Below are 23,893 nucleotides of genomic sequence, written 5' to 3'. Positions count from 1 at the left end.
ATGCTACTATCGATACGAGCTTATCGTGCCAGCTCGTATCAATAGAACAGTAACGTCATCATAGCGGTTACCTCCAGTAGTCTGTATTGAGCGCCTTTACCTAATTATTCAACTGATTAAGATAATCAGAAGAAAAAACAAAGAATCACAGGCCACGGCCTGTGATTCAACGTAAACGGGAAAACGAGTATAACACTTATTTTAAGGTCAGGATGATTGAAAATGACAGACTGATCCCGTTTACTCTGAACCAATAGTCAGAGCCTTTGAACGTATTCAATTACCGATTCAAAGGAAGGAAGCGCAGTCTCATCGCATGTGTCATGTTCAATAATCCACCTTTCATTATCATGTATAGATGTACAATTCTAATTATAATTTTCCAATTCCACCATGTCAACGGAACGATGAAAACACGGCACCATCAGATTAGTACATCAATCTACTTTTGTTCCTGGCCATTACCGCTACTTAATTTTAATAGAAGCTCTTGGCTACTAACCTGACCTGTAGCCTGTGGAATCACTTCTTCGTAGTTGGCTGAGTTGGTTACTATTATTGGAGTTACCGTATGATAACCAGCAGCCTTAATCTGTGCAATATCGAACTCAAGCAACAGATCTCCCGCTTGGACCCGATCGCCTTCTTTGATATGGGAAACAAAATGCTGCCCATCCAATTTAACGGTATCAACTCCCACGTGAACCAATATTTCAGCACCGGTGTCTGATACTACAGCCAAGGCATGTTTTTTCTTGAATGCAACGGTAACTGTACCATCAAAAGGCGCTACGACTCTGCCCACAGTTGGCTCAATCGCAATCCCTTTCCCCATTGCTCCCGATGCAAAGGCTGGATCTGGAACTTCCGACAATTTAACAATCGTTCCTTCGATTGGGCTAAATACAATTTCGTCCGAAGCATTCGCTGCACGAACAGGTTGCTCGGCAGATGCAGCAGGTTCGGTTTTTGTTTCTTCTTCAACCGGATCTTTGAAGCCCATGATGTACGTGAGTACAGCCGAAACAACAAAGGATACTACGATACCCAGAATCAATCCTGGGAAGCCTTGTCCACCTGGTCCGTAGAAGATTGGCAAGGTCAGTAATCCCGGTGCGCCGGATGCAAATGCCAATGTGCCCGCTTGACCAATGATAGCCCCACCAACTGCACCACCGATTACCCCTGCAATAAATGGACGTTTTAGTGGTAATGTTACCCCATAGATGGCCGGTTCAGTAATACCGAATAATGCGGTCAACGTGGATGATCCAGCCAGCGTTTTCAGTTTTTTGTTCTTGGTTTTCAGCATAACTCCAAAAGCAGCACCCGTTTGAGCAAAGATTGAAGCTGTCGCAGCTGGTTTAACCCCATCCTGTCCATACACTGCAACGTTGTTGATAAATACCGGAATAAGACCCCAGTGTATTCCGAAAATAACGAGCAGCTGCCAGCTTGCTCCCATAACGGCTCCTGCGAGCAATGGACTGAATCCAAATGCTGCAACGAGCCCGGCTGCAATTGCATTACCAACGTAGACACCAAATGGTCCAAATACCAACAGTGTCAGTGGTACCATAATCACTAGCAAAAACAATGGTGTAACAAAGTTTTTCACACTATCGTGAAGTGTCTTATTAAAGAACTTCTCCAACTTGCTCATGACAATGACAGCTAAAATAATTGGAATAACTGTAGATGAATAGTTCATCAAAATGACAGGGATACCGAAGAAATCCGTTGGTGTTCCTTCTGATTTCAACGTGACGATGGATGGATAGATCAGTGCTCCTGCAATCGTCATCGCTACAAACATATTTCCCTGGAATTTACGTGCTGTTGTAACCGCTAACAACAGAGGCAGGAAATAGAAGAGACTATCTGCTGCTGCATACAGGATTGTATATGTTGTTTCTGTCGTTTCCAACCATCCGATATTGCTTGCAATCAACAATAACCCTTTTAGAATACCGGCTCCCGCCATAACACCCAGAAGTGGTGCAAAGATGCTGGATATGATATCGATAATACCCCCGAGCCCTTTGGCTGCTTTGCGAGGTTTTTCTTTATCTGACGAATCGTCCAGAATGTTACTGATCTGTCCAATGGCACTATAGACTTCAGGCACCTTGTTACCAACAACAACCTGGAACTGTCCTCCATTTTCTTTGACTGCGATGATTCCTTCTGTTTTCTCCAGTTTGGCTTTGTCTGCCTTGGCATCGTCCTTCAATACAAACCGTAACCGTGTTGCACAATGAACCAGCGATTCCACATTTTTCTCACCGCCGACCAGTTCTACAATCTCTTTGGCCAGTTTCTCTTGACTCATGATCTGCACCCCCACTTTTTCTCAAACAGGCCCTTTACCGATTTTTTTGCACGCAAAAAACCTAAGCCTTGAGCAATGGGACACAATGGTCCTGACCTTCTCATGACTTAGGTTTTGCCTGCATAACCAGTAACAATCCCAGTTAAATCGTATTCAATTCCTGTTAATCACATATTATTATAATAAAACCATTTTTGTCAACATTTAAATATTATCGATTAACCACTCGTTCGATATGAACCGTCAGATACAATTTTTCTTCATTGGTCAGCTCATGGTTGTACTCTTTTTTGACAAACATCTCAATTTTCTCCGTACATGCTGCGGCATCCGGATGCTTCTCCTTAATCATGTCATAGAAATGATCATAGTTGTTGTCGTAATGCGTACCGCTGAGCACACGCTGGGAGAAGAACTTCAGATGTGTGATAAAGCGAAAATAACTGAGGGAGTCCTCATCAAATTCCATTTTGAAATGATATTTCGCTATATTAATAATCTGCTGGATAAACTTCGTAATATTCATCGTTGTGATAACTTCTTCGTTCATCTCTGCGTTGACAATATGAAGGGCAATAAAAGCGGCTTCATCGGGCGGAAGCTCAATATTCATGCGGGTATTGATCTGTTCCAGCGTCTTCAGGCCCAGTTCGAATTCGGGCTTGTACAACTGTTTGATCTCCCACATTAATGCGTTCTTGATCTCCACGCCTTCCCGATAACGTTCGATGGCGAAGTTAATATGATCTGTAAGAGATACATAGATGTTCTCATTCAGCTTTCGGCCCAGATTCTCACTTGCATACGTGATGATCTCTTCCACAATTTCAATCAGTTCCATCGGAACTTCGCGCAGCAGCATTTTGAAATTATCGGATGTTTGTTTGTTTTTCAATGCAAATACTTTCTGGATGCGGGTCTCGTCTACTTTATCCCCCGGCTTTTTCTTAAAGGCAATCCCACGTCCCATCACCACAAGCTCTGCTCCATCCGCCTGATAGATGCTAATGACGTTATTGTTGATAACCTTTGCTATTTTCACTTCAATCCCCCCGTCACGTTCCACTCTCTTGGCAGTTATACATCGTCTTTTGGGCATACAAAAAAAACCTGAAGCATCACAAAATAAACAAGACGTGGTGGTCTGCTTTTTTTGGTGCTTAGGTTTTGCCTACTTCGAGTAGTAACAATCCCAGAAACGATATAATTGCGTCAAGTATAGCGCGAACCTGACTATATGTCAACGCTTTCAATGTGAGGACAATCGGAAGTCCCATGGTTATATAAATTGAACTAGAGAATATTTACACTAGCTACTCCGATGACAGAACAACCTTCCGATCGCTGTTATCTCCAGCTTTTTTCTGTCCTCTCCGGTTTGTGTAAATGTTTAGTTCAATTTATATAGATGAAACTTCCGATGTTTTATTGCCGTACAAGACCATTTTAATTCAGAAAAATATAAACTACGCGTCACCCAGGTTTGTTCCGTTGGATTCGATCACATTTTTGTACCACTCAAAACTCTTCTTCTTCAGCCGTGTCAGCTCACCTTGACCTTCATTATTACGATCCACGTAAATGTAGCCATAACGTTTTCTCATCTCACCTGAGGATGCACTTACAATATCAATAGGTCCCCAGCTAGTGTAACCAATGATGTTTACACCATCCTGAATAGCCTCACCCATTTCAGCTACATGTCGTTTCAAGTAGTCAATCCGGTATGCATCATCCACTTCACCTTCAGGTGTAACCACGTCATTGGCACCAAATCCATTCTCAACAACAAACAGCGGCTTCTGATAACGATCATGTAGTTGATTGGCGGTAATACGGAATCCTTTGGGATCAATTGTCCAGCCCCATTCGGACTTCGCCAGATATGGATTGGCTACCGAGCCAAATACATTACCACTGGTCATATTTTTGACAACTTCCGGATCGGTGCTGGTTGTACGACTTGAATAATAGCTGAACCCGATATAATCTACCGTATGATTTTTCAAGATTTCCGAATCACCAGGCTGCATAACAATGTTCAACCCGTGATCTTTGAAGAAACGTTTGGCGTAACCCGGATATTCCCCACGTGACTGCACATCGATGAAGAAATAGGACTCTCTATCTTTTTCCATGCCCTGGAACACATCTTCCGGATTACAGGTATACGGATAGAAGCTTCCTGCGGCGAGCATACACCCAATCATGGCACCAGGAATAATCTCATGACATGCCTTGACTGCCAGTGCACTTGCAACCAGTTGGTGGTGAGCAGCCTGATATTGAATTTCCTTGATGTTATCCCCTTCATTAAACGCCAGCCCCGCCCCAAGGAACGGAAGATGAAGCAACATGTTGATCTCATTAAATGTCATCCAGTATTTCACCTTGTCTTTGTACCGAGTGAATACCGTTGTAGCGTAAGTCTCGAATAGCGTCACCAGTTCACGACTTCTCCAGCTGCCGTACTTCTCGATCAGATGCACAGGCACATCGAAGTGAGCCAATGTAACCACAGGTTCAATGCCGTTTTTCAACAATTCATCAAATAGGTTATCGTAAAATTGTAATCCGGCTTCATTTGGCTGTGCATCTTCTCCTGTCGGGAAAATCCGTGCCCAGGCAATGGAGACACGCAGTGCTTTGAATCCCATTTCGGCAAATAGAGCAATGTCTTCGGGGTAACGGTGATAAAAATCGATCGCTTCATGTGAAGGATAGAACTCGGTAGCGATCGGTGTAAAAGCCGGAACTTGACCTTTCATAATGCTTCTGCGGTTCTCACCTGTCGGAAGCAAGTCAACGATACTCAGCCCTTTGCCATCTTCCAGATACGCGCCCTCCGCCTGATTAGCAGCAATGGCTCCACCCCACAGAAAGTCTTTAGGGAATTTAAAATTCGTCATCATCATTCTCCTTCCAAATATGTAATTTAGCTATCCGCTCAAATCACGAGAAAATTATAGAGACAAAATATTTAAGTTGAACCACACAATTACACATAAACTAAGAGGACAGAAAAAATCTGGAGAAGCGAAGCGTTCGCCTTTATCACCGGATTTCCCCTTTAAAAAGGGATTCGAAAAATCTGGGGATAACAGCGATTGGAAGATTGTTCTGGCCGCGCAGTCGCCCCGTGTAAAATCGTTTGTTCAACTTAAATAGAAAAAACCCGAACCAGCCTGGTACACGATTACGTGTAAACAAGCCAGCTCAGGTTATGCCCATATCGGTAACATTCCCAGATCATGATTATGCGGATTGGATAAAACTTTAGCAAGAATCAGAACAGTTGTCAACTTCTTGAAACCGGTTTAGCTTCGGAATGCCCACTACGATATTTGATAGAATGCAGCACATGTGCCGCCAAGAATCATCTGTTGATCTAATATAGGTAGGGCATTAATGTGAGAATTAATGAGACCGTATACTTCAGAATACGTAGCTGAAACGTTGCTCACGGGCCAGTCGGACCCGAACATTAACCGTTCCGCACCAAAGGCTTCTATGGCGATATTCAGATAGGCTGTAAAGTCCTTTGGAGTCCAATTTGCCCAATCTGCTTCCGTCACCATCCCTGAAAGTTTACAGTACGCATTAGGTTGTGCGGCCAATGACTCAAGTGCTTCTTTCCAGGGTGAGATTATACCTGATTTTATGTCGGGTTTGGCTAGATGATCAAGTACAAATCGCTGCTCAGGAAACGTCTTAACCAATTCAACGGCATAAGGCAGTTGCTCCTTGGATACCAACAAATCATAGGCCAAATCATATTCTTTTAGCAATGAAATTCCGCGCTGAAAGTCTTCTCTCAATACATAATCCAGATCAGGTTCATCCTGTATGACATGACGTACGCCCTTCAGATACGGATTGGACGCGAAGAGTTCAAGCTGATTCCGAACTTCATCCGAACAAAGATCTACCCATCCGACAACACCTTTTATACATTCATGCCGATCTGCCAGCTGCAGAAGCCACTCGGTTTCTGTCAGTGATTGTCTGGCTTGTACCGCAATACATCCATCCAGTCCTGATTGGACCAATAAAGGTTCAAGATTTTCCGGAAGAAAAGATTGACGAATGGTTTTCATCTCTTCGCCAATCCATCCGTACTCGGCGACATTGTATTCCCAGAAATGTTGATGTGCATCCAGCTTCATATTAGATCCCTCCCAGGGTATTTAAATCTAATTATCATTAAAAAGCAAACATATGATTTTTATTTCCAATGAAATAAACGCTTACTACACAATCTATAAATATGGCAAAATCACTGATTTTTACATGATTTTTATGCCAATTGTGCAGGTATTGTCCAATATTAAATCATGATATAGTAAATTACGAAAACGCTTTCAGAACATAAATCGGTGGTGATTTTAGTATTAAACAAGTGAATTTTTGTTTGCGTTGAGCTCTATTTTCACCCTGCTTAACCGCTATTCACGTTCAACCATTCTCTATTCGAAGGAGACTATATTAATGAAAAAAAACCGCAAATCAGTCCTATCTCTTACGCTTGTGACTGCCCTGATTCTATCTCTATTCGCCTCCGCTATGGCTTCAGCTGCGACTGACAACAGCGAACAGGCCAGTGCATCACCCGCTCCAAGCAAAATGCAGACCTATGTAAACGCCATGGAGCCTGGCTGGAATCTGGGTAACTCTCTGGACTCCGTTGGTGAAGATGAAACAGCCTGGGGCAACCCGCGCATTACGAAGGAACTAATACAATCGATCGCAGCTGAGGGCTACAATAGTATCCGTATTCCTGTGACCTGGGAAGCCCACATCGGTGACGCACCCGACTACATAATTGATTCCGCTTACATGAACCGGGTTCAAGAAGTGGTAAACTGGGCCCTTGATGCCGATCTCTATGTCATGATCAATCTTCACCATGATTCCTGGCGCTGGATCAGTTACATGGAGAAAGACCATGATAACGTGCTTGCACGTTATAACTCTGCTTGGACTCAGATTGCGGACAAATTCAAAGATGCATCCGATAAACTCATGTTCGAAAGCGTTAACGAACCACGTTTCTCTGAAGGCGGCACAACAGATGCAACGATTGGATATCGCATGCTGGACGAGTTGAATACTTCTTTTCACAAGATCGTAAGAACTTCGGGTGGAAACAACGAGACACGTCCACTTGTCCTTCCAACGATGCATACCTCTTCCGCTCAACCTGATCTGGATGAACTGAATAAGACCATTCAGAAATTGAATGACACCAATATCATTGCAACCGTTCACTACTACGGGTTTTGGCCATTCAGTGTGAACATCGCAGGTTACACCAAGTATAACGAGGAAGTACAGAAGGACGTTACCGACACATTCGATCGGGTATACAATGCTTTTACAGCGAAAGGCATTCCAGTTATCGTCGGTGAGTATGGCTTGCTTGGTTTTGACCAGCACACAGGTGTCATTGAGCAAGGGGAAAAGCTGAAATTCTTCGAATTTGTTGGACAATATCTGCGTCAAAAACAGATGACAACGATGTTATGGGACAACGGACAGCACTTCGGACGCACAAGCTTTACCTGGTCTGATCAGGAACTATTTGATACCATGAAAGCCAGCTGGACAGGTCGCTCATCCACAGCCGAAACGGACCTCGTATATCTTAAACAAAATGAAGCTATTCAAGATAAGAAAGTAACACTCAATCTGAATGGGAACAAATTCAATTCGTTGAAAAATGGCACCACCCCTCTTGTAAGAGGTAAAGACTATACTGTCAAAAAAGATATACTTACGTTAAAATCCAATCTGTTAACCAAATTGACAGCCTCTGGTGATTTGGGCGTAAATGCTACACTCACAGCTGGATTCAACCAAGGTGCTGACTGGAACTTCAATATTATTAAATATGACACACCTAAGTTGAACGATGCAACTGGTACAACCAGTGCATTTGCCATTCCGACTACGTTTAACGGGAATCAACTGGCCACGATGGAAGCAACGTATGCAAACGGAGAGAACGCCGGTCCACAGAACTGGACTTCGTTCAAAGAATTCTCCTACACATTTAGCCCAGATTACGAACGTAATGTGATTGAGCTGAAACCTAACTTCTTCAACGAAACCAATGATGGCGAAGTCACGCTTAAGTTCCATTTCTGGAACGGAGATGTGCTGACGTACAAAATCACGAAAAATGGAACCAGCGTTGTTGGCGTAACTTCCAAATAAGAACTCATCTAACGTTCTGTTCAGAGCTTTAAGCTCTGGCAGAACGTTTTGTTTTTGTTTCACAAATGATCGAATAACGTACAAGTGCCCCTTCATACCTTTACACTAACTAGGATTGAGGGGGAAATGTCATGTTTAAACGTGTAGACCGTCTTGCCATCGAACTACCCATATCCAATAATCCGGACCCTAATGGAGCTAGTGCAGTTCAGGAGTTGCTTGGTGGAAAGTTCGGGGAAATGTCAACATTAAATAACTATATGTTTCAGTCATTTAATTTCAGAGGCAGATCCAAGCTGCGTCCCTTTTATGACATTGTTGCAAGTATTACCGCGGAGGAATTCGGCCATGTCGAACTTGTCGCCAATACGATTAACCTGATGCTTGAAGGTTCAACATCACCAGGTGACCCAGACTCCACACCACTGCGTGTTGGTAAAGACGCACGGATGACGTCACACTTTATCGAATCTGCTCAGACAGCGCTCCCTTATGACTCCATGGGAAGACCCTGGAATGGTTCGTATGTCGTGAGCAGTGGCAATCTGATCTTTGATCTGTTGCATAATTTCTTTCTTGAATGCGGAGCCAGAACTCACAAAATGAGAGTCTACGAAATGACGGACAACAAGACAGCCCGAGAAATGACTGGTTATCTGCTTGTACGTGGAGGTGTGCACGTTCTGGCGTATGCCAAAGCATTGGAGATTGCAACGGGTGTGGATGTAACGAAGATGTTCCCTATTCCTCGACTGGATAACAAAGCTTTTGAAACGACAAGAAAATGGGAAGCGATGGGAGAACATCGCAGGCTGTACACGTTCAGCGACAAAGATTATCAGGGCATTGCTCAGATTTGGAAAGGAACACACCCAACCGATGGCGGTAAACTGGAGGCTTTTGCCGGCTTGCCGGGGTATGGAGGGCCAGTACCTGAGCTGCCTGATCTGCCGGAAGAATTTGCGCCAGGGATATCCGCGGAAGATCTAATGCAGATTGCAGAGCGACTGAAACGTCACGCTGGTCTGTAGGATCACGATTAACAATTGTTTTTATAGGGCGTCGATTGGATCAACTTAAAATGGTGATACCTTGTGTGCTGGAACTCTTTGTTTAATTAGATTATTGATGATCTGTTTTCTTTGATTTCTTATCGCGCACACAAAAAAGGGAAACGGGAGAGATACATCTCTACCCGCTTCCCTTTACACGCCTCTATTGTGGCTCAGTAAATTTCACTACAAGTACCGCTTCCCCATTGGCTTGAACATGACCTGTTGAAGTCGCTGTAACAGTTGCTATCGCTTCGTTTCCACTTGGGATCAACACAGGTGTAATCACTGGCAGACCCGCAGCCTGAATGACATCCATGTCAAATTCAATCAACAATTGCCCTGCAGTTACACGATCTCCGCTATTCACATGTGCGGTAAAACCGTTTCCTTTTAGTCCAACCGTATTAATTCCGATATGAACCAGCATCTGTACACCTGTCTCATGCTCCAGAATAACCGCATGTTTACTCTTGTTCATGACGTGTGCGATGACACCATCAAACGGTGCATACACCTTACCTTCTGATGGCTCAATGGCAATGCCCTCACCCATGTGTTTTTCCGAGAACGCCGGGTCAGGAACCTGCTCCAGAGCAACGACGGTACCGTTCATTGGCGAAGAGATTTCGAGAAAATCTACCTTAGGACGATTGCTTGTAACGGCATCGGTAACTGAATTAATACGCGGATTAGATTCCTCTGCTTTAACTTCAGTTGATGTTACTCCACTGTTTTCATGGCTCACCGCTTCTTCTGCAACCGGTTGATCCTTATATCCGAAGAACCAGGTAAGTGCAAATGCAATCGCCATGGCAACTACGTTAGACAAGATATACAACGGCAGTTGGCTGTTCAGATAGAGCAGTGTACCGGGAATAACCGTTACAGCCATGCCTGTACCTTGCAGATGGAACAAGGAAGCGATAAAACCACCCACACCACCACCAATCAGTCCCATAATAAATGGTTTCATATAACGCAAGTTAACTCCGAAGATGGCTGGTTCGGTAATGCCCAGAAATGCGGACAAGGAAGAAGGTAATGCGAGTGCTTTGAGTTTCATATTTTTGGTCTTCAGACCGACTGCGAGACAAGCCGCTCCTTGTGCTGCCATGGCACATGTGATAATCGCGTTGAACGGATTGAATCCCGTCTTCTCCAGTAGTTGAATCTCCAAGAAATTAAAGATGTGATGCACACCGGTAACGACTATAATCTGATGGAAGAAACCAATGATAATACCTGCGATGCCAAATGGAAGATCCAATACGGCAGTTGTACCATGCAGCACCCACTCTTCTAGGGAATGGAATACGGGACCAATCGCGAATAGTCCAAGCGTAATCATGACTGTCAACGTAATAAAAGGAGTCAGAATTAAGTCCAGTGCCTCAGGTACCCGTCTTCTTAGTACCTTCTCAAACTTGGCTCCAATCAAACCTACAAAGAACGCAGGCAGAACCGATCCTTGATAACCCACGACAGGTATAAAACCGAACATATGCAGCGGCTGTGCTGATCCATCTGCCACCGCGTAAGCATTGGGTAATGCCGGATTGACCAGCATTAGCCCCAGTACGATGCCAAGCACCGGACTTCCGCCGAATACACGGAACGCGGACCACGCTACAAGTGCAGGCAGAAATGCAAAGGCCGTATCCGTCAGAATCTGAGTGAACAACAGGAAATTGGCCGAGATATCATCCGGTGTTGCACCGAACAACGCCAGAATTTCATTCTGGGTAAGTAATCCGCGTAATCCCATGAACAAACCTGTAGCTACCAGTACGGGAATGATGGGTACAAATACGTCACCAAATGTGCGGATAGCCCGCTGAAAAGCATTTCCTTCCTTTTTCCCCTGACTCTTCACATCATCCTTGGACGATCCTTCGATTCCCAGCCTCTCGACCTCTTCAAAGATTCGATTCACCGTTCCCGTACCAAAGATAATCTGATATTGACCCGAGTTGAAAAAAGCCCCTTTCACCTTCTCGATGTTCTCGACCGTTTTCTGATCAATCTTCTCTTTATCTTTCACCATGATGCGAAGACGTGTTGCACAATGTGCAAATGATGCAATATTCTCTTTGCCCCCGATGGCATGAATGACTTCCTGGGCAATCCGTTGATTCTCCGACATGTTATCTCATTCCTCTCACGTAATACTTAATAATGCCAATGTGTTGCTTCAAAATCAGCTTTGCCTCCGCGTGCAAAGAAACGAATATCCACGCTGTCCCGACTTGGGAAAATGCGGCTGGTAAAGACCTCTTCCCCATCGTTCACAAAGATCTCGACCGAGGATGCATCTACGAACAGATGGAACTTAATCACGTCCGCAGTAAGTGTGCACTGTCGTACAACGCCATTCTGCTCTGCCAGCTTGGTACCAGACATCGTCCGATCCAAGACAACTTTCTGCTGAATTCGATCATATAAAAGAACCGTTTTTTCAGCTCCATTGGCCCGGAATTCGATGCCTACAACCTGTGCATCTACATGGCTTATCTCACATATCAGCTCATAGGCAATCCCATTAAAATCAGTGAAAGATCGACTCTCATTGTCAATCGTTGCGCGAATATGTGTGTCTTTATCCTGCTGACGCAATTGCACCATCTCTGTAACAGGTTGTTGGATTAACTTGCCGTCTCGGAGTGACAATTGCCGAGGAATGGTCAGGCAATGTGCCCAGCCACTATCGTCTGTCGGATATTCCAGATCGGGAAGTCCCATCCATCCAACCAGAATACGTCTTCCGTCCGGACCCTGCATGGTTTGCGGAGCATAGAAGTCGAATCCACGATCCAACTCCTGAAATTCACCATGATTGAACTCTCTTGTCTGGAGATTGAGCGGCTCACCGATCAGATAACCGGATTGAAAAATATTCTGATAATGATCTCCCGTACCATCTAACCCTTGTGGGGAAAAGACAAGTACACCTCTCCCGTCCATCTCCATATAATCTGGGCACTCCCACATGTAGCCAAAGGAGGTTAATTGCGTACGAATTTCACCAAGAAACTCCCAGTTCTTCAGATCTGTTGAGCGATACAGCACTGTACATCCCGTCTCATCTGTTCTCTGCGCACCAATTACACAATAATACGTGTCCCCTTGTTGCCACACTTTGGGATCTCTGAAGTGTTCCGTGTATCCGTCTGGCACAGATGAGATCACTGGATCATTCAGTTTGGCTACTGAACCGTTTTCATCCATAACTGCCAGGCATTGATACGGGTGTCTGACCCAAACCTCATCCCTCGTATTGCCTGTGTACAACAAGTGCAGCTTGCCGTCTTTTTCAATCGCGCTACCGGAATAAGATCCGTGTGAGTCATACCTGCCACCCGGTTCAATTCCAATCCCGACATTTTCCCAGTTCACCAGATTCTTCGAGCGGGTATGATACCAGTATTTCATGCCGTGTACTGTTCCAAGTGGAAACCACTGATAGAACAGATGATAATAGCCTTGATAATATGCAAAGCCGTTAGGATCATTAAGCAGACCTGTTATCGGCTGAATGTGATAACTCTGTCGCCAAGGACATACGGATATCTGTGCTTCAAGCTTCGCAATCTCTCCAGGCTCCGCTTGCTCAATTCGTCTGTAGCGTTGCTCTCTAGTCATTTTCATAGCTGTTCTCCATTCTTGCTTATATAAGTTAGACCAAGAAATTTCACACTGAAACTACGATGGCAGAACAATCCTCAGATCGCTGTTATCCCCAGATTTCCTGATCCCTTTTCTAAAGGGTGAAATCCGGGGATAAAGGCGAACACTACGTTTCTTCAGATTTTTTCTGCCCTCTCCGTAAATGTTTAATTCTTATTTAACTTATACGAAAATCAAATATAGGAACCGGTTCCAATGGACGCAAAAAAATAATTCCATATGGCATTAATGCCTGCCCGTGTTCACATATCCATATTGGATATTCGCAATGGAACCGGTTCGATGGAATTATCATAAAGGATGTTTTTATAGTTTGTCAACGCTTTCTCGAGGAATTAGTTCTACGTCCAGTGTTGTTCGTTCCTCCACCGACTCGCCTTTGACCAGACGAATAATGTGATTCGCCGCTACTTTGCCTGCCTGCAAATAATGATATTTCACAGTTGTCAGCGTGGGGTGAATCATCTCCGTAATATCATACCCGCCAAATCCGGTAACAGATAAATCTTGCGGTATGCGGATTTTATTGGAAAACGCAATCTTCATCACACCCAGTGCAATATTATCTGTGGCCCCTACAATGATCGTTGGTGTGATTTCTTTCAGAATGGCTTCAGCGGTAACGATGGCTTCAGACATCTTAAAGCTTGTCTCATAATACTTCACTTCACATCCACCACACTCGGCGATTGCTCTCTGGAACCCTTGTTTACGATAGATCCCTACCGCCCGATCCTTCTCGCTAACCCCCATATACACGATCTTGCGGTGACCCTGTTCGACGACATATCTGCCCATCTCATAACCTGCCTGGTCATCATTGTGAACCAGACTGTGCAGTTGCTCATGCTGTTGCCCCACCAATAAAACAGGAATCCGTATATCCTCAACGGCCTTCAGATGTGCTTCAGTCACTTCAGCAGCCAGCAGAATAATACCCGACACCTTCTGTCGTGCAAAATCATAGATGGCATCAATCTCGCGCTGCATGTCCTGACTCGTATTAGCGATCAGCATCTGATATTGATTACTTCGCAGTTCTTCATCAATTCCAATCAATGTCTGGGATGTCGCAAAAGAATCCAGGCGTGGCACAACCGTACCGATGATACTGGTCTTCTTTGCCTTCAGACTCTGTGCAAATGTGTTGGGAACATAATTGTATTGTTTGATAATACGCTCAATCTTCTGGCGTGTATCCTCACTAACCGATCCGCCATTCAGGTAGCGAGAGACCGTGCTTTTTGCCACACCTGCCATCTGAGCGATATCAGAAATCGTTTTATTCATAAAGACTCCTCTTATTTCTATTAGCTAGTTTACCTTTTATTATACTTCGAATCGCAAACCCATGGCGAATTTGATTCAACTCCATTTATCGCACATCTATTGTACATTCCCGATGTAATAGCAAAAGCCCGATATCAATGTCGCTCATACAGAAGTACGATCCGACATTCATCAGGCTGTTAAACTTTCATATACACATTTGCTCAGATCACTAACACAAGAACGATCGCTATTTCCTACATCTCAGACTTCAATAATAATAGGCAAGATCATAGGTCTTCTCTTTGTTTGAGCGTAAATGTAGTGACCGATCTCGTCTTTCAGCTTTCTTTTGATCACATTCCATTGATTCACCCCAGCCCCGGTCAACTCATCCATCCGGTTTAGAACAAGCTCATGGATCTCATGCATGAATTCTTCCGAATCCTTAACGAATATAAACCCTCTGGAGATAATTTCGGGTGACGTGACCATCTGTTTTTCCGTTTTGCTCAGTGTAGTCACAATCACCAGCATGCCATCGGAAGACAGTTGCCTGCGATCACGCAGTACAATATTGCCGACATCACCCATAATCAGACCGTCTACGAGACTGTTGCCTGATGCAACTTTGGGACCTAAAGAAGCAGTGCCGTCTTTGTATTGGACCATATCCCCATTATTAACGATAAACACATGATCACGCTCTATACCTACGGACTCGGCAAGCAGTCTGTGCTGATACAACATACGGAACTCACCGTGGATCGGAATCAGATAATCCGGTTTCATCAGAGTAAGCATCAATTTGAGTTCTTCCTGACTGCCGTGTCCGGAGACATGCATTCCTGCTGCACCACTTGAACCATATATCACTCGTGCTCCGAGAACATACAGGTTATCTATTACATGTGCTAGATTTCGTTCATTGCCCGGAATGGCTCCGGCAGCAATAATAACAGTATCGCCAGCATTAATTCTTACGTGAGGATGTTTACCGGATGCCAAACGTGACAATGCTGCCATCGCTTCTCCCTGGCTACCAGTGCATAATACAACGACTTGTTCAGGTGGAAACTGATCCGAATCGATGGCTTCAATCAACAATCCGTCAGGAACTTGCAAATACCCCAATTCACTGGCCACCGATACCACATTCACCATACTTCTGCCCAACAGTGCCAGTTTGCGACCCGTCTCAAATGCTGCATTCACAATCTGCTGTACCCTGCTGACATTCGACGCAAATGTGGAGATAAATACTTTTTGTTTTGCACGGATAAAGGCATCCAGAATGTGGTCTCCCACCACACGCTCAGAAGGTGTAAATCCGGGTCTTTCTGCATTGGTACTCTCGGAGAGCAAAATATGGACACCCTGTTTGCCAATCTCGGCCATGCGGTGCAGATCTGGGAAAGGTCCATGTACAGGCGACATATCAAATTTGAAATCTCCGGTATGCACGACATTGCCCGCTGGCGTCTTAAAGAAGATACCAAGACAATCCGGTATACTATGACTGGTTGCGAAAAAGGAAACCTCGATCCCTCCCAGCGTAATGCTGGAGTGAGCATCGATCGTGTGCAGGTCCGCCTTGCGCAGCAGCCCATGCTCTTTCAGTTTAAGCTCGATCAGCCCGCGAGTGAGCCTGGATGCATACACCGGGATGTTCATTTGTTTTAACAAATAGGGAATGCCACCAATGTGATCTTCATGTCCATGGGTAACCACAAGACCCCTTACTTTATCCAGGTTCTCCAGCAGATACGCTGCATCCGGAATGATCAGATCAATACCAGGCAATGTCTCATCGGGAAACTTCGAACCACAGTCAATCACGATGATGTCCTGATTGTACTGGATGAAATACATATTCTTTCCTATTTCATTTACGCCGCCAAGTGCAGCGATATACAGTTTGTTGTGGGCTAGATTCAACTCTATTATTCCTCCTCTGCGTGACAAACGTATGCGATACGGATCTATATTCCTAGTATGGAAGCAATCGCCTTACTTATGCATTTCAAAGTGATTATGCTAAAAAAACCACCATGGAATATTCATTCCACAGTGGTTTATACGAAAAATAAATACGGTTACACCAATGATTTTTCACGCTGTAGCAATACGTCTTGTTCATAGGTTTTGATATCGGTGATCCACTTTTCACGAACTGGAACGCCTTGCTGAGCACAATAGTAGTCCCAGATCGCGCCAAACGGATAGGATTTGAACTCTTCCGTTAACGCGAGACGCAGGGTGTAATCTCCTTCCAACTCGGCTTGTTTCAAGGCATCCACCGGTTCGAGCATCGCTCGGAGAAGGGCTTTGATCGTATTACGTGTACCCACAACCCATGCAGCTACACGGTTAATGCTTGCATCAAAGAAATCCAATCCAATATGTGTGGTCGCAAGCAGATCATGTCGAACCAGTTCACGGGCAATTTCCAGCAACTCATCGTCCATAATTACCACATGGTCACTGTCCCAACGCATCGGGCGACTTACGTGAAGCAGAATGCCACTTGTAAACAGAGACAAGGACGACAGTTTATTGGAAATAACCTCAGTTGGATGGAAATGACCTGCATCAAGACAGATCAACGTATCATTTTGCAATCCGTAACCCATATAGAATTCATGAGAACCAACCACATATGCTTCCGAACCCAGACCAAACAGCTTACTCTCTACCGCGTCCAGGTTGTGCTCCGGGTTAAGTGGTTCGCCGAATACTTCATCCAGAGATTCTTTGAGACGTTTGCGTGGTGTCAACCGGTCAACCGGATTATCCTTGAATCCGTCCGGTACCCATACATTGGTTACACAAGTCTGACCAAGCTGTTCCCCAAAGTAAGCACCAATCCGGCGGGACGCCTTGCAGTGATCAATCCAGAACTTGCGAATCTCAGGGTCTGGATGACTGAGCGTGAACCCGTCACTTGATTTCTCATGGGAAAAACATGTTGGGTTGAAGTCCAGACCAAGTCCTTGTTCTTTGGCCCATTTCACCCAGTTGTCATAATGCTTTGGCTCAATCCGATCCAGTTCAACCTGCTCGTCTGTATCCGTGTAAATCGCGTGCAGATTGACCTTATGTTTGCCGGGAATCAGAGCAAAAGCTTGCTCCAGATCATTACGAAGCTCTGCAGGTGTGGTCGCAGCCCCCGGATATTGACCTGTAACGGAAATGCCACCTGTTAACTCCCCATCTTTATTCAGAAAACCTTTGACATCGTCGCCTTGCCAGCAGTGTACGGATACTTTGATCTCCGCGAGTTTGTTCAGTACCACGTCCGTATCAATTCCGTGCTGGGCATACAATGCCTTGGCTGCTTCATACGCTTGCTTGACTTGGTTATCCATCCGCAAGAACCCTCCTATTTTAACGTGTAAATGCTGCCGGTACACCGCCATCAATGGTCATCATGCAACCGGTTGTTTTTTCGGATTTCGAAGAAGCAAAAAATGCAATTCCTTCTGCAATATCTCTTGGATAGATATTCACGAGCAATGTCGTCCGTTTGCGATAATACTCTTCCAATTGATCCGGTTCAATTCCGTATGCCGCTGCACGTTCGTTTCTCCAGGAACCGTTCCAGATTGCTGAACCCTGTAGAATGGCATCCGGAAGAATCGTGTTGACACGAATGCCATACTCTCCACCTTCTGCTGCGATACAGCGTGCCAGATGCGCTTCCAGCGCTTTCGCTGAACTGTAAGCAGAAGCACTTTTACCTGCATACACCGAGTTCTTGGAACCGATAAATACCATGCTTCCCCCAATGCCCTGTTGTTTCATCAGCTTGAAGGCTTCACGAGCCACGAGGAAATACCCTGTGCCCAGTACATTCATGTTCAGGTTCCATTCTTTCAGGGAAGTTTCGTCAAATGGGCTGGATGTGGCCAATCCTGCATTGTTCACGATGATATCCACTCCGCCATATTGCACCGCAACATCAGCATAAGCAGATTGAACAGCTTCCTCATCGGTCACGTCCATTTTCAGCGCATAAGCACGATTCGCACCGTACTGATCATTAATTTCCTGTGCTACCTTCTGTGCGCCTTCCAGATTGAGATCAGCGAGCACCACATGCGCGCCTTCTGATACCAATCTACGCGCTGTTTCACTTCCGATACCACCTGCGCCGCCTGTAATAAACGCCACTTTACGGGAGAATTCAGTTTCTGCCGGGGCCAGAGACAATTTATACAGTTCCAGCGGCCAGTACTCCACATTGTAAGACTCGTTTGCACTGAGCGATACGAATTGACCCAAGCTAGTAGCTCCACGCATAACAGCAATGGCTCTGTGATACAACGCTCCGCTTACTTGGGAAAGCGCCCAGCTCTTGCCTGTGTTGATCATGCCCACACCAGGAATCAGGATAACGCGAGGTGCCGCTTCGAACATGACATCACCTTCGTTTTTGTTGCTCTCAAAATACTGTTGATATTGCTCTTTGTAGGCAGCCACACCTTCTACCAGCTTGGCTTTTAAACCTTCAATATCTTCTGCATCCGGTGTCCAATCGATGAACAGAGGTACCACTTTGGTATGTACCAGATGATCCGGGCAAGCTGCACCCACCTGAGACAATTCCGGGGAATCTGCTCCGCCCACAAAAGCAAGTACGTCCTCTTGATCATCAAAGGACAAAATCATTTTTTTGCTATCCGATACCGCTCCACGAATCGTTGGCATCACACGTGATACGATCTGACGACGAACATCAGCGGCGAGTGCCGGGTGTTTCACACCACCAAACAAACTTTCTTCGTTCACCCGTGCTTCGATGAAAGCTTCTGCTTCATTGATAATCTTGATCGTTTGAGCGTAACATTCCTCGGATGTTTCTCCCCACGTCACAAGTCCGTGTTTTTCCATCAGTACGAGTTCGGCATTGGGATTCGAGAATACGCTTTCAGCAATCATTTTAGATAACGTAAACCCAGGGCGTACGTAAGGCACCCATACAAAACGATCACCGTAGATCTCTTTCGCCAATTCCTTGCCGTTATGCGCACAACACAGGCTGATAATCGCATCCGGGTGCGTATGATCCACATGTTTATATGGAAGGAACGCATGCAGAAGAGTCTCGATGGAGGCGCGCGGGTGCTTGGCATCAATCATGCAATGTCCCAGATATTCAACCATCTCTTCATCCGACATGGATTCACGTTCAATTAATGGCCTTATGTCTTCGAGCCCAAGTCCGGTAAAATGTTTCGCTTCCATGGAACCCAGATCAGAGCCGCTTCCCTTCACATACATTACTTCTACATCACGACCACGAAAATCCTTCACTGTCGTTTTGGTAGACGTATTACCACCGTAGATGTTACATACACTGCGATCAGAACCAATGAGATTAGATCGGTAAACCAACTGCTCAAGTCCTGTTGTTTTCTCAGATGCCTGCGATACATTCCATAAACTCTGTACCATTTGTTTCCCTCCGATAATGTTTGTTTTATTCCTAATCCGAGTTTAACATCTTTGTTTTATTTTGAAAACAAAATATTTTAAAACCAAACGGAAATATTCAAAAGTCATCATAGATTGAGGTATATTATTAAAAAAACACCCTGACGTGAACGTCAGAGTGTTCCTGTATCATCGGCGGATTAGAAAATCCCCGCTTTTTGGGAAGTGTTTTTAATACCATAGGTATCATTAACTACGGTGTTGCCAAAGCTCGTTAAGCTTCCGTTCGGACCTGTGGCCATGTCCAGATAGTTCAGACCGGAGCTGTTTCCGTACCAAGACCAGGCAAGCCAGCCTACCCCTTTTTCCTGACCATATCTCATGATGGCATACTCGTCCACATCACCGTTTGTGTGATATCCCCCGAATTCACCAATGATCAGAGCCAATCCTTTGTTCAGCACATTCTCCATATTGGCTTTGACCGTTGCAGCATCTTTGCCAGCATACTCATACATATGAATGGAGAAGACGGTATTTTTCTGTGAATCGGCTGCAAATACACTTTGTCCATAATCCACGATGGATTGAGGGAACTGTCCCCATCCGGCTGCATCCACAATTAGCGTATTTTTAATTCCCGCATTCCGGAGTTTCGGAATGGCTTTTTTGTAACCATCAGCCCACGCACTTCCATTCCACGTTCCATACCATTCGTTGGCGATGTTGACGATGACCCGATCTTCTTTGCCAATCAAAGCTTCCTTAATGCTAATCCAGTAGTTCACTGCCGCATCCAACGAATTATAATCATCTTTCCCTGTGGCGTCATGTACTTCAAGTACAGCTATCATTTTATTTTGGTTAACCACATTAATAATATTTTTAACAGCGTTCAGATCATCTTTGGTGTACAAGCTACCATTCGAAAGAACAATGCGTACCGTATTGGCACCTGTTTTGGCGATTGCAGGGATAGCGGTATTCAAATCATTCTTGAACCAGGAATGTCCGTGATTAACACCTCTCATGACAAAAGCTTTACCTGTGGAATCATACAATTTGTTACCGCTTACATAAAATCCTGTGGCAGCAGATGCTTTGGGTGCTGCACTCCCTAATACCATGAACATAAGAGCAGCAATAACCGTGAAGATTGTACACTTTTTCAGATTAACCATTCGTTTGGAACCTCCTGTATTTGTTTTTTTATTTCAATTAACCCTGCTCTAGGCAATAAGTTAACTAAAATCGTTGGTAATAGAAGTTTTTTTGTTAGTAAATAAACGACTAATAACTTTATTATAGTTACGTTATTTAGTCTAAATAAACTTTATCGTTAAGGTTATGAAGTTATAGTAAATTGAAAACGCTTACCAGTCAAGATCTTTTTACCATGATTAGGAATCATTTTTTTTACATAACACAGCAAAAAAGGCTCTCTCCCCTCACAATCGTTCGGAGAAAGAACCCTCTGTATTATTAACGTCAGTTAACTCTTGTTTCAGTCTTGTTTATCTGTTGTTTAATCCCTGATTTAGACTAAGTGTCTTCCCTAACTCCCGCCAATACCACCCCAACCCGGTACTGTGGTCTCACCCAAATCTCATTAAACTTTCCGATCTCCACCCCCTCAAACCGCTCCACATAAGCCTGATTAACATAACTCTCAGTCGTCCCTTTTCGAATTGGAGTTATAGACAGACGAAGCGCGTGATCAGCCAGCAAATGACGGGATTGCTTCAAACCAAGCATCCAGCTGTGCCCATAGTGAATATGATCTGTTAACATCTGATGATGAATATGTGCTGCAGCGACGTCTCCTTCATAATCAATCTCGATCCACACGTCATCTACTTGTTCCGGCCACGCTGTGTCCAATTTCAGTGTTGCTGCATACTCTTTGGGATAATCAACCTCTACAGCAGGCTCGTAAGGCGAAACTTGGAATGTGTACGTACCGAATATTCCCTGCTTCGACTGGGATGACACAGCATATTTAGAAGCTGAAACATGCTCTGGAGCCGGATAAAAGGATACCTCCATCTCTGGTTGCTCCACGGATGTACATATGAGCATCTCATTCTGTACATACAGATGGCTGCTGCTAATTACAAGCCTTTCTTCTCCGCCGACACGGAAACGGTAGGCATGTAATGCCTCTTCACGGGTCAACGTAATGATTCGTATTCCCACCCCATCCGATGTCGTGATTCGCAGATGATGGCCCTTGCCGGCAATCGGGTGTATCACAACCTCATTTCCCTGCTCAGATACTGTACCTTCGGGCATATCCACATTTGTAACAGATGTTGCATCAATAACATACTCAGGCGCCATACCTTCATGGGTATAAAACACAACCGTGAGCTCCTGATTTACCATAAATCGGGTCAGTGGCTGAACGGTAGCACTAATGATCTTCATTCCATTCAGATTCATATGGAAAGGCAGAATGGCTGCCATGCCGGATTTCAACTGCATCGTTCCTTCTCTTGGATAAAAAGCAGTCCCTTTGCTGGTATGCAGTTCCAATTGTATATCTCGATCAGGCAACGCCACATGATCCTGATAATTATTTATGAACAGAAATCCAGAGCCATCTTGTTGCCGAACAGACCAACGCAGCTCCAATGTGTTCTCCGGGGTTATAGATTGTTGACCATCAGGTATAACACAGCCCATTGGCGCAAGCAACTCACCGTATGCTTCCAGGAACATGGACAAGCTTCGAATGCGGTCATACGATTCACCAACACGTCCAAATTCCCCGAGTGGCGATTGGTAATCATACGTCATTTTCGGCAATGCCTGCTCGTTCATATATGAATTTTTGCCTATCGGATTGGTCCCCCCGTGATACATATAATACCCAACCAGATTGCTGCCGTTCGCAAGTTTCACAATGGTCATCGCCTCGACACTGTCCGCATCAACAACCGGCCGAGCGTGATAACTGACCTGCATGCCACCAGCAAGCTCGCAATACGCAGCAGGATACTCCAGACTGTCATAATCCACTTCTTCCACAGGATTCATATGCAGATCCCGGAACAAATACTCCCGGCTTGGAGGCTGATTGGGAATCCATGGTGTGTACGCATACCCCGCCAGCATCGGTAATGTTCCTTCATCAGGCACCGCAGCATTACCCCAGGCCGTGGCAGTATAGAACATCGGCTTCATACCGACTTCTTCGGCAATATGGCGAAGCATCTTCAGATGTTCTCGTCCATCCCGGCCGGAGGTAATGTATTTTTCGCGGGTATACCCCCATGCATCCATGGGTGCGCCAGCGTGCATGTACTCATTTTCCAACTGTACCCCGATAACAGGGCCACCCTCCTGATAAAAACAGCCGTTGAGCTGACGGGCAATCTCCCGGTATAATCGCTTGGCGTAATACAGATATCCTTCATCGTTCGACCTGACTTCGATTGGATAACTGAATAGCCAATCCGGCATTCCACCATTACGCACTTCTCCATGACAGAATGGACCAATTCGCACGATCAGCGGCAGCTCATGCTTGCCACACAGATCCACAAAGTGCCGCAAATTCAGGTTTCCTGACCAATTAAATCCCCCTTCCTGCTCCTCGTGAAAATTCCAGAAAACATAGGAAGCGACAATGCTCACCCCGCCTGCCTTCATCTTCAGTAATTCTTCTTCCCACTGTAAGTAAGCGAATCTGGAGAAATGAAATTCACCTACCACAGGAATATGGGGTTTAGCATTACGAGTCATATAATAGTTGGTAAAATCATACGATTCCCCTCGTGGGCTTTTGCCGCCACTGCCAGTCATGCGACCCGCACGAATGTCCTTATCTTCCGCGTCCAATATAAAGCGAATATGGCTTCCTGCTATACTATCGTTCATGGATTATATAACTCCTTTG

14 protein-coding genes are annotated in these 23,893 nt (G+C 44.9%); 2 read left to right on the top strand and 12 right to left on the bottom strand.

What is annotated here, in order from left to right; translation table 11 throughout:
• Positions 1–442: 442 nt before the first annotated feature.
• The 4 genes from QNO02_RS13205 to QNO02_RS13190 form a co-directional block, all read right to left on the bottom strand.
• On the bottom strand, positions 443–2,332 hold the full coding sequence (locus tag QNO02_RS13205) for a beta-glucoside-specific PTS transporter subunit IIABC (RefSeq protein ID WP_289392328.1): 1,890 nt from the start codon (positions 2,330–2,332) through the stop codon (positions 443–445).
• A 211-nt stretch (positions 2,333–2,543) separates the two neighbouring features.
• A complete protein-coding gene (licT, locus tag QNO02_RS13200; protein ID WP_036608447.1) occupies positions 2,544–3,374 on the bottom strand; it encodes a BglG family transcription antiterminator LicT in 831 nt (276 codons plus the stop codon).
• A 424-nt stretch (positions 3,375–3,798) separates the two neighbouring features.
• Positions 3,799–5,241 carry a 6-phospho-beta-glucosidase gene (locus tag QNO02_RS13195; RefSeq protein WP_289392764.1) on the bottom strand — a complete coding sequence of 481 codons (1,443 nt, stop codon included), beginning with the start codon at positions 5,239–5,241 and terminating at the stop codon, positions 3,799–3,801.
• A 426-nt stretch (positions 5,242–5,667) separates the two neighbouring features.
• Positions 5,668–6,498 carry an amidohydrolase family protein gene (locus QNO02_RS13190; RefSeq protein WP_289392327.1) on the bottom strand — a complete coding sequence of 277 codons (831 nt, stop codon included), beginning with the start codon at positions 6,496–6,498 and terminating at the stop codon, positions 5,668–5,670.
• Positions 6,499–6,820: 322 nt separating this feature from the next.
• On the opposite strand from QNO02_RS13190, the gene QNO02_RS13185 reads away from it, so the two are divergent.
• A complete protein-coding gene (locus QNO02_RS13185; protein ID WP_289392324.1) occupies positions 6,821–8,548 on the top strand; it encodes a cellulase family glycosylhydrolase in 1,728 nt (575 codons plus the stop codon).
• Positions 8,549–8,679: 131 nt separating this feature from the next.
• On the top strand, positions 8,680–9,579 hold the full coding sequence (locus QNO02_RS13180) for a manganese catalase family protein (protein ID WP_091031094.1): 900 nt from the start codon (positions 8,680–8,682) through the stop codon (positions 9,577–9,579).
• 184 nt (positions 9,580–9,763) lie between these two features.
• On the opposite strand, the gene QNO02_RS13175 is transcribed toward QNO02_RS13180, so the two are convergent.
• The 8 genes from QNO02_RS13175 to QNO02_RS13140 all read right to left on the bottom strand — a co-directional run bounded on the left by QNO02_RS13175 (position 9,764) and on the right by QNO02_RS13140 (position 23,874).
• Positions 9,764–11,746 (bottom strand): sucrose-specific PTS transporter subunit IIBC, encoded by a 1,983-nt coding sequence (locus tag QNO02_RS13175; RefSeq protein WP_289392323.1) that lies wholly within the window; start codon positions 11,744–11,746, stop codon positions 9,764–9,766.
• Positions 11,747–11,772: 26 nt separating this feature from the next.
• Complete coding sequence (locus QNO02_RS13170; RefSeq protein WP_289392322.1) at positions 11,773–13,248, bottom strand: glycoside hydrolase family 32 protein; 1,476 nt, start codon at positions 13,246–13,248, stop codon at positions 11,773–11,775.
• A 345-nt stretch (positions 13,249–13,593) separates the two neighbouring features.
• Entirely contained in the window at positions 13,594–14,577 is a 984-nt protein-coding gene (locus QNO02_RS13165) for a LacI family DNA-binding transcriptional regulator (RefSeq protein WP_105598542.1), read from the bottom strand.
• A gap of 243 nt (positions 14,578–14,820) precedes the next feature.
• Complete coding sequence (locus QNO02_RS13160; protein ID WP_289392320.1) at positions 14,821–16,494, bottom strand: ribonuclease J; 1,674 nt, start codon at positions 16,492–16,494, stop codon at positions 14,821–14,823.
• Positions 16,495–16,652: 158 nt separating this feature from the next.
• Positions 16,653–17,924, bottom strand: coding sequence for an L-rhamnose isomerase (gene rhaA / locus QNO02_RS13155; protein WP_289392319.1), 1,272 nt, complete (start codon positions 17,922–17,924; stop codon positions 16,653–16,655).
• 19 nt (positions 17,925–17,943) lie between these two features.
• Positions 17,944–20,013: a bifunctional aldolase/short-chain dehydrogenase gene (locus QNO02_RS13150; RefSeq protein WP_289392318.1), complete on the bottom strand. Its 2,070-nt coding sequence runs from the start codon at positions 20,011–20,013 to the stop codon at positions 17,944–17,946.
• Positions 20,014–20,192: 179 nt separating this feature from the next.
• A complete protein-coding gene (locus QNO02_RS13145) occupies positions 20,193–21,125 on the bottom strand; it encodes a glycoside hydrolase family 5 protein (protein WP_370739085.1) in 933 nt (310 codons plus the stop codon).
• Between the two features lie 409 nt (positions 21,126–21,534).
• Positions 21,535–23,874, bottom strand: coding sequence for a beta-galactosidase (locus QNO02_RS13140; RefSeq protein WP_289392314.1), 2,340 nt, complete (start codon positions 23,872–23,874; stop codon positions 21,535–21,537).
• Positions 23,875–23,893: the final 19 nt, after the last annotated feature.

This window comes from Paenibacillus sp. PK1-4R, assembly GCF_030369595.1.
GTDB lineage: Bacteria > Bacillota > Bacilli > Paenibacillales > Paenibacillaceae > Paenibacillus.
This window is presented reverse-complemented; position numbering and strand designations above follow the sequence as displayed.

Excerpts from the sequence above, each read along its gene's own strand:
- QNO02_RS13145 (WP_370739085.1), bottom strand. The coding sequence starts at position 21,125 with ATGTTCATGGTATTAGGGAGTGCAGCACCCAAAGCATCTGCTGCCACA.
- QNO02_RS13190 (WP_289392327.1), bottom strand. The coding sequence starts at position 6,498 with ATGAAGCTGGATGCACATCAACATTTCTGGGAATACAATGTCGCCGAG.
- QNO02_RS13185 (WP_289392324.1), top strand. The coding sequence starts at position 6,821 with ATGAAAAAAAACCGCAAATCAGTCCTATCTCTTACGCTTGTGACTGCC.
- QNO02_RS13150 (WP_289392318.1), bottom strand. The coding sequence starts at position 20,013 with ATGGTACAGAGTTTATGGAATGTATCGCAGGCATCTGAGAAAACAACA.
- QNO02_RS13175 (WP_289392323.1), bottom strand. The coding sequence starts at position 11,746 with ATGTCGGAGAATCAACGGATTGCCCAGGAAGTCATTCATGCCATCGGG.
- QNO02_RS13140 (WP_289392314.1), bottom strand. The coding sequence starts at position 23,874 with ATGAACGATAGTATAGCAGGAAGCCATATTCGCTTTATATTGGACGCG.
- rhaA (WP_289392319.1), bottom strand. The coding sequence starts at position 17,924 with ATGGATAACCAAGTCAAGCAAGCGTATGAAGCAGCCAAGGCATTGTAT.
- QNO02_RS13205 (WP_289392328.1), bottom strand. The coding sequence starts at position 2,332 with ATGAGTCAAGAGAAACTGGCCAAAGAGATTGTAGAACTGGTCGGCGGT.
- QNO02_RS13180 (WP_091031094.1), top strand. The coding sequence starts at position 8,680 with ATGTTTAAACGTGTAGACCGTCTTGCCATCGAACTACCCATATCCAAT.
- QNO02_RS13170 (WP_289392322.1), bottom strand. The coding sequence starts at position 13,248 with ATGAAAATGACTAGAGAGCAACGCTACAGACGAATTGAGCAAGCGGAG.
- QNO02_RS13165 (WP_105598542.1), bottom strand. The coding sequence starts at position 14,577 with ATGAATAAAACGATTTCTGATATCGCTCAGATGGCAGGTGTGGCAAAA.
- QNO02_RS13195 (WP_289392764.1), bottom strand. The coding sequence starts at position 5,241 with ATGACGAATTTTAAATTCCCTAAAGACTTTCTGTGGGGTGGAGCCATT.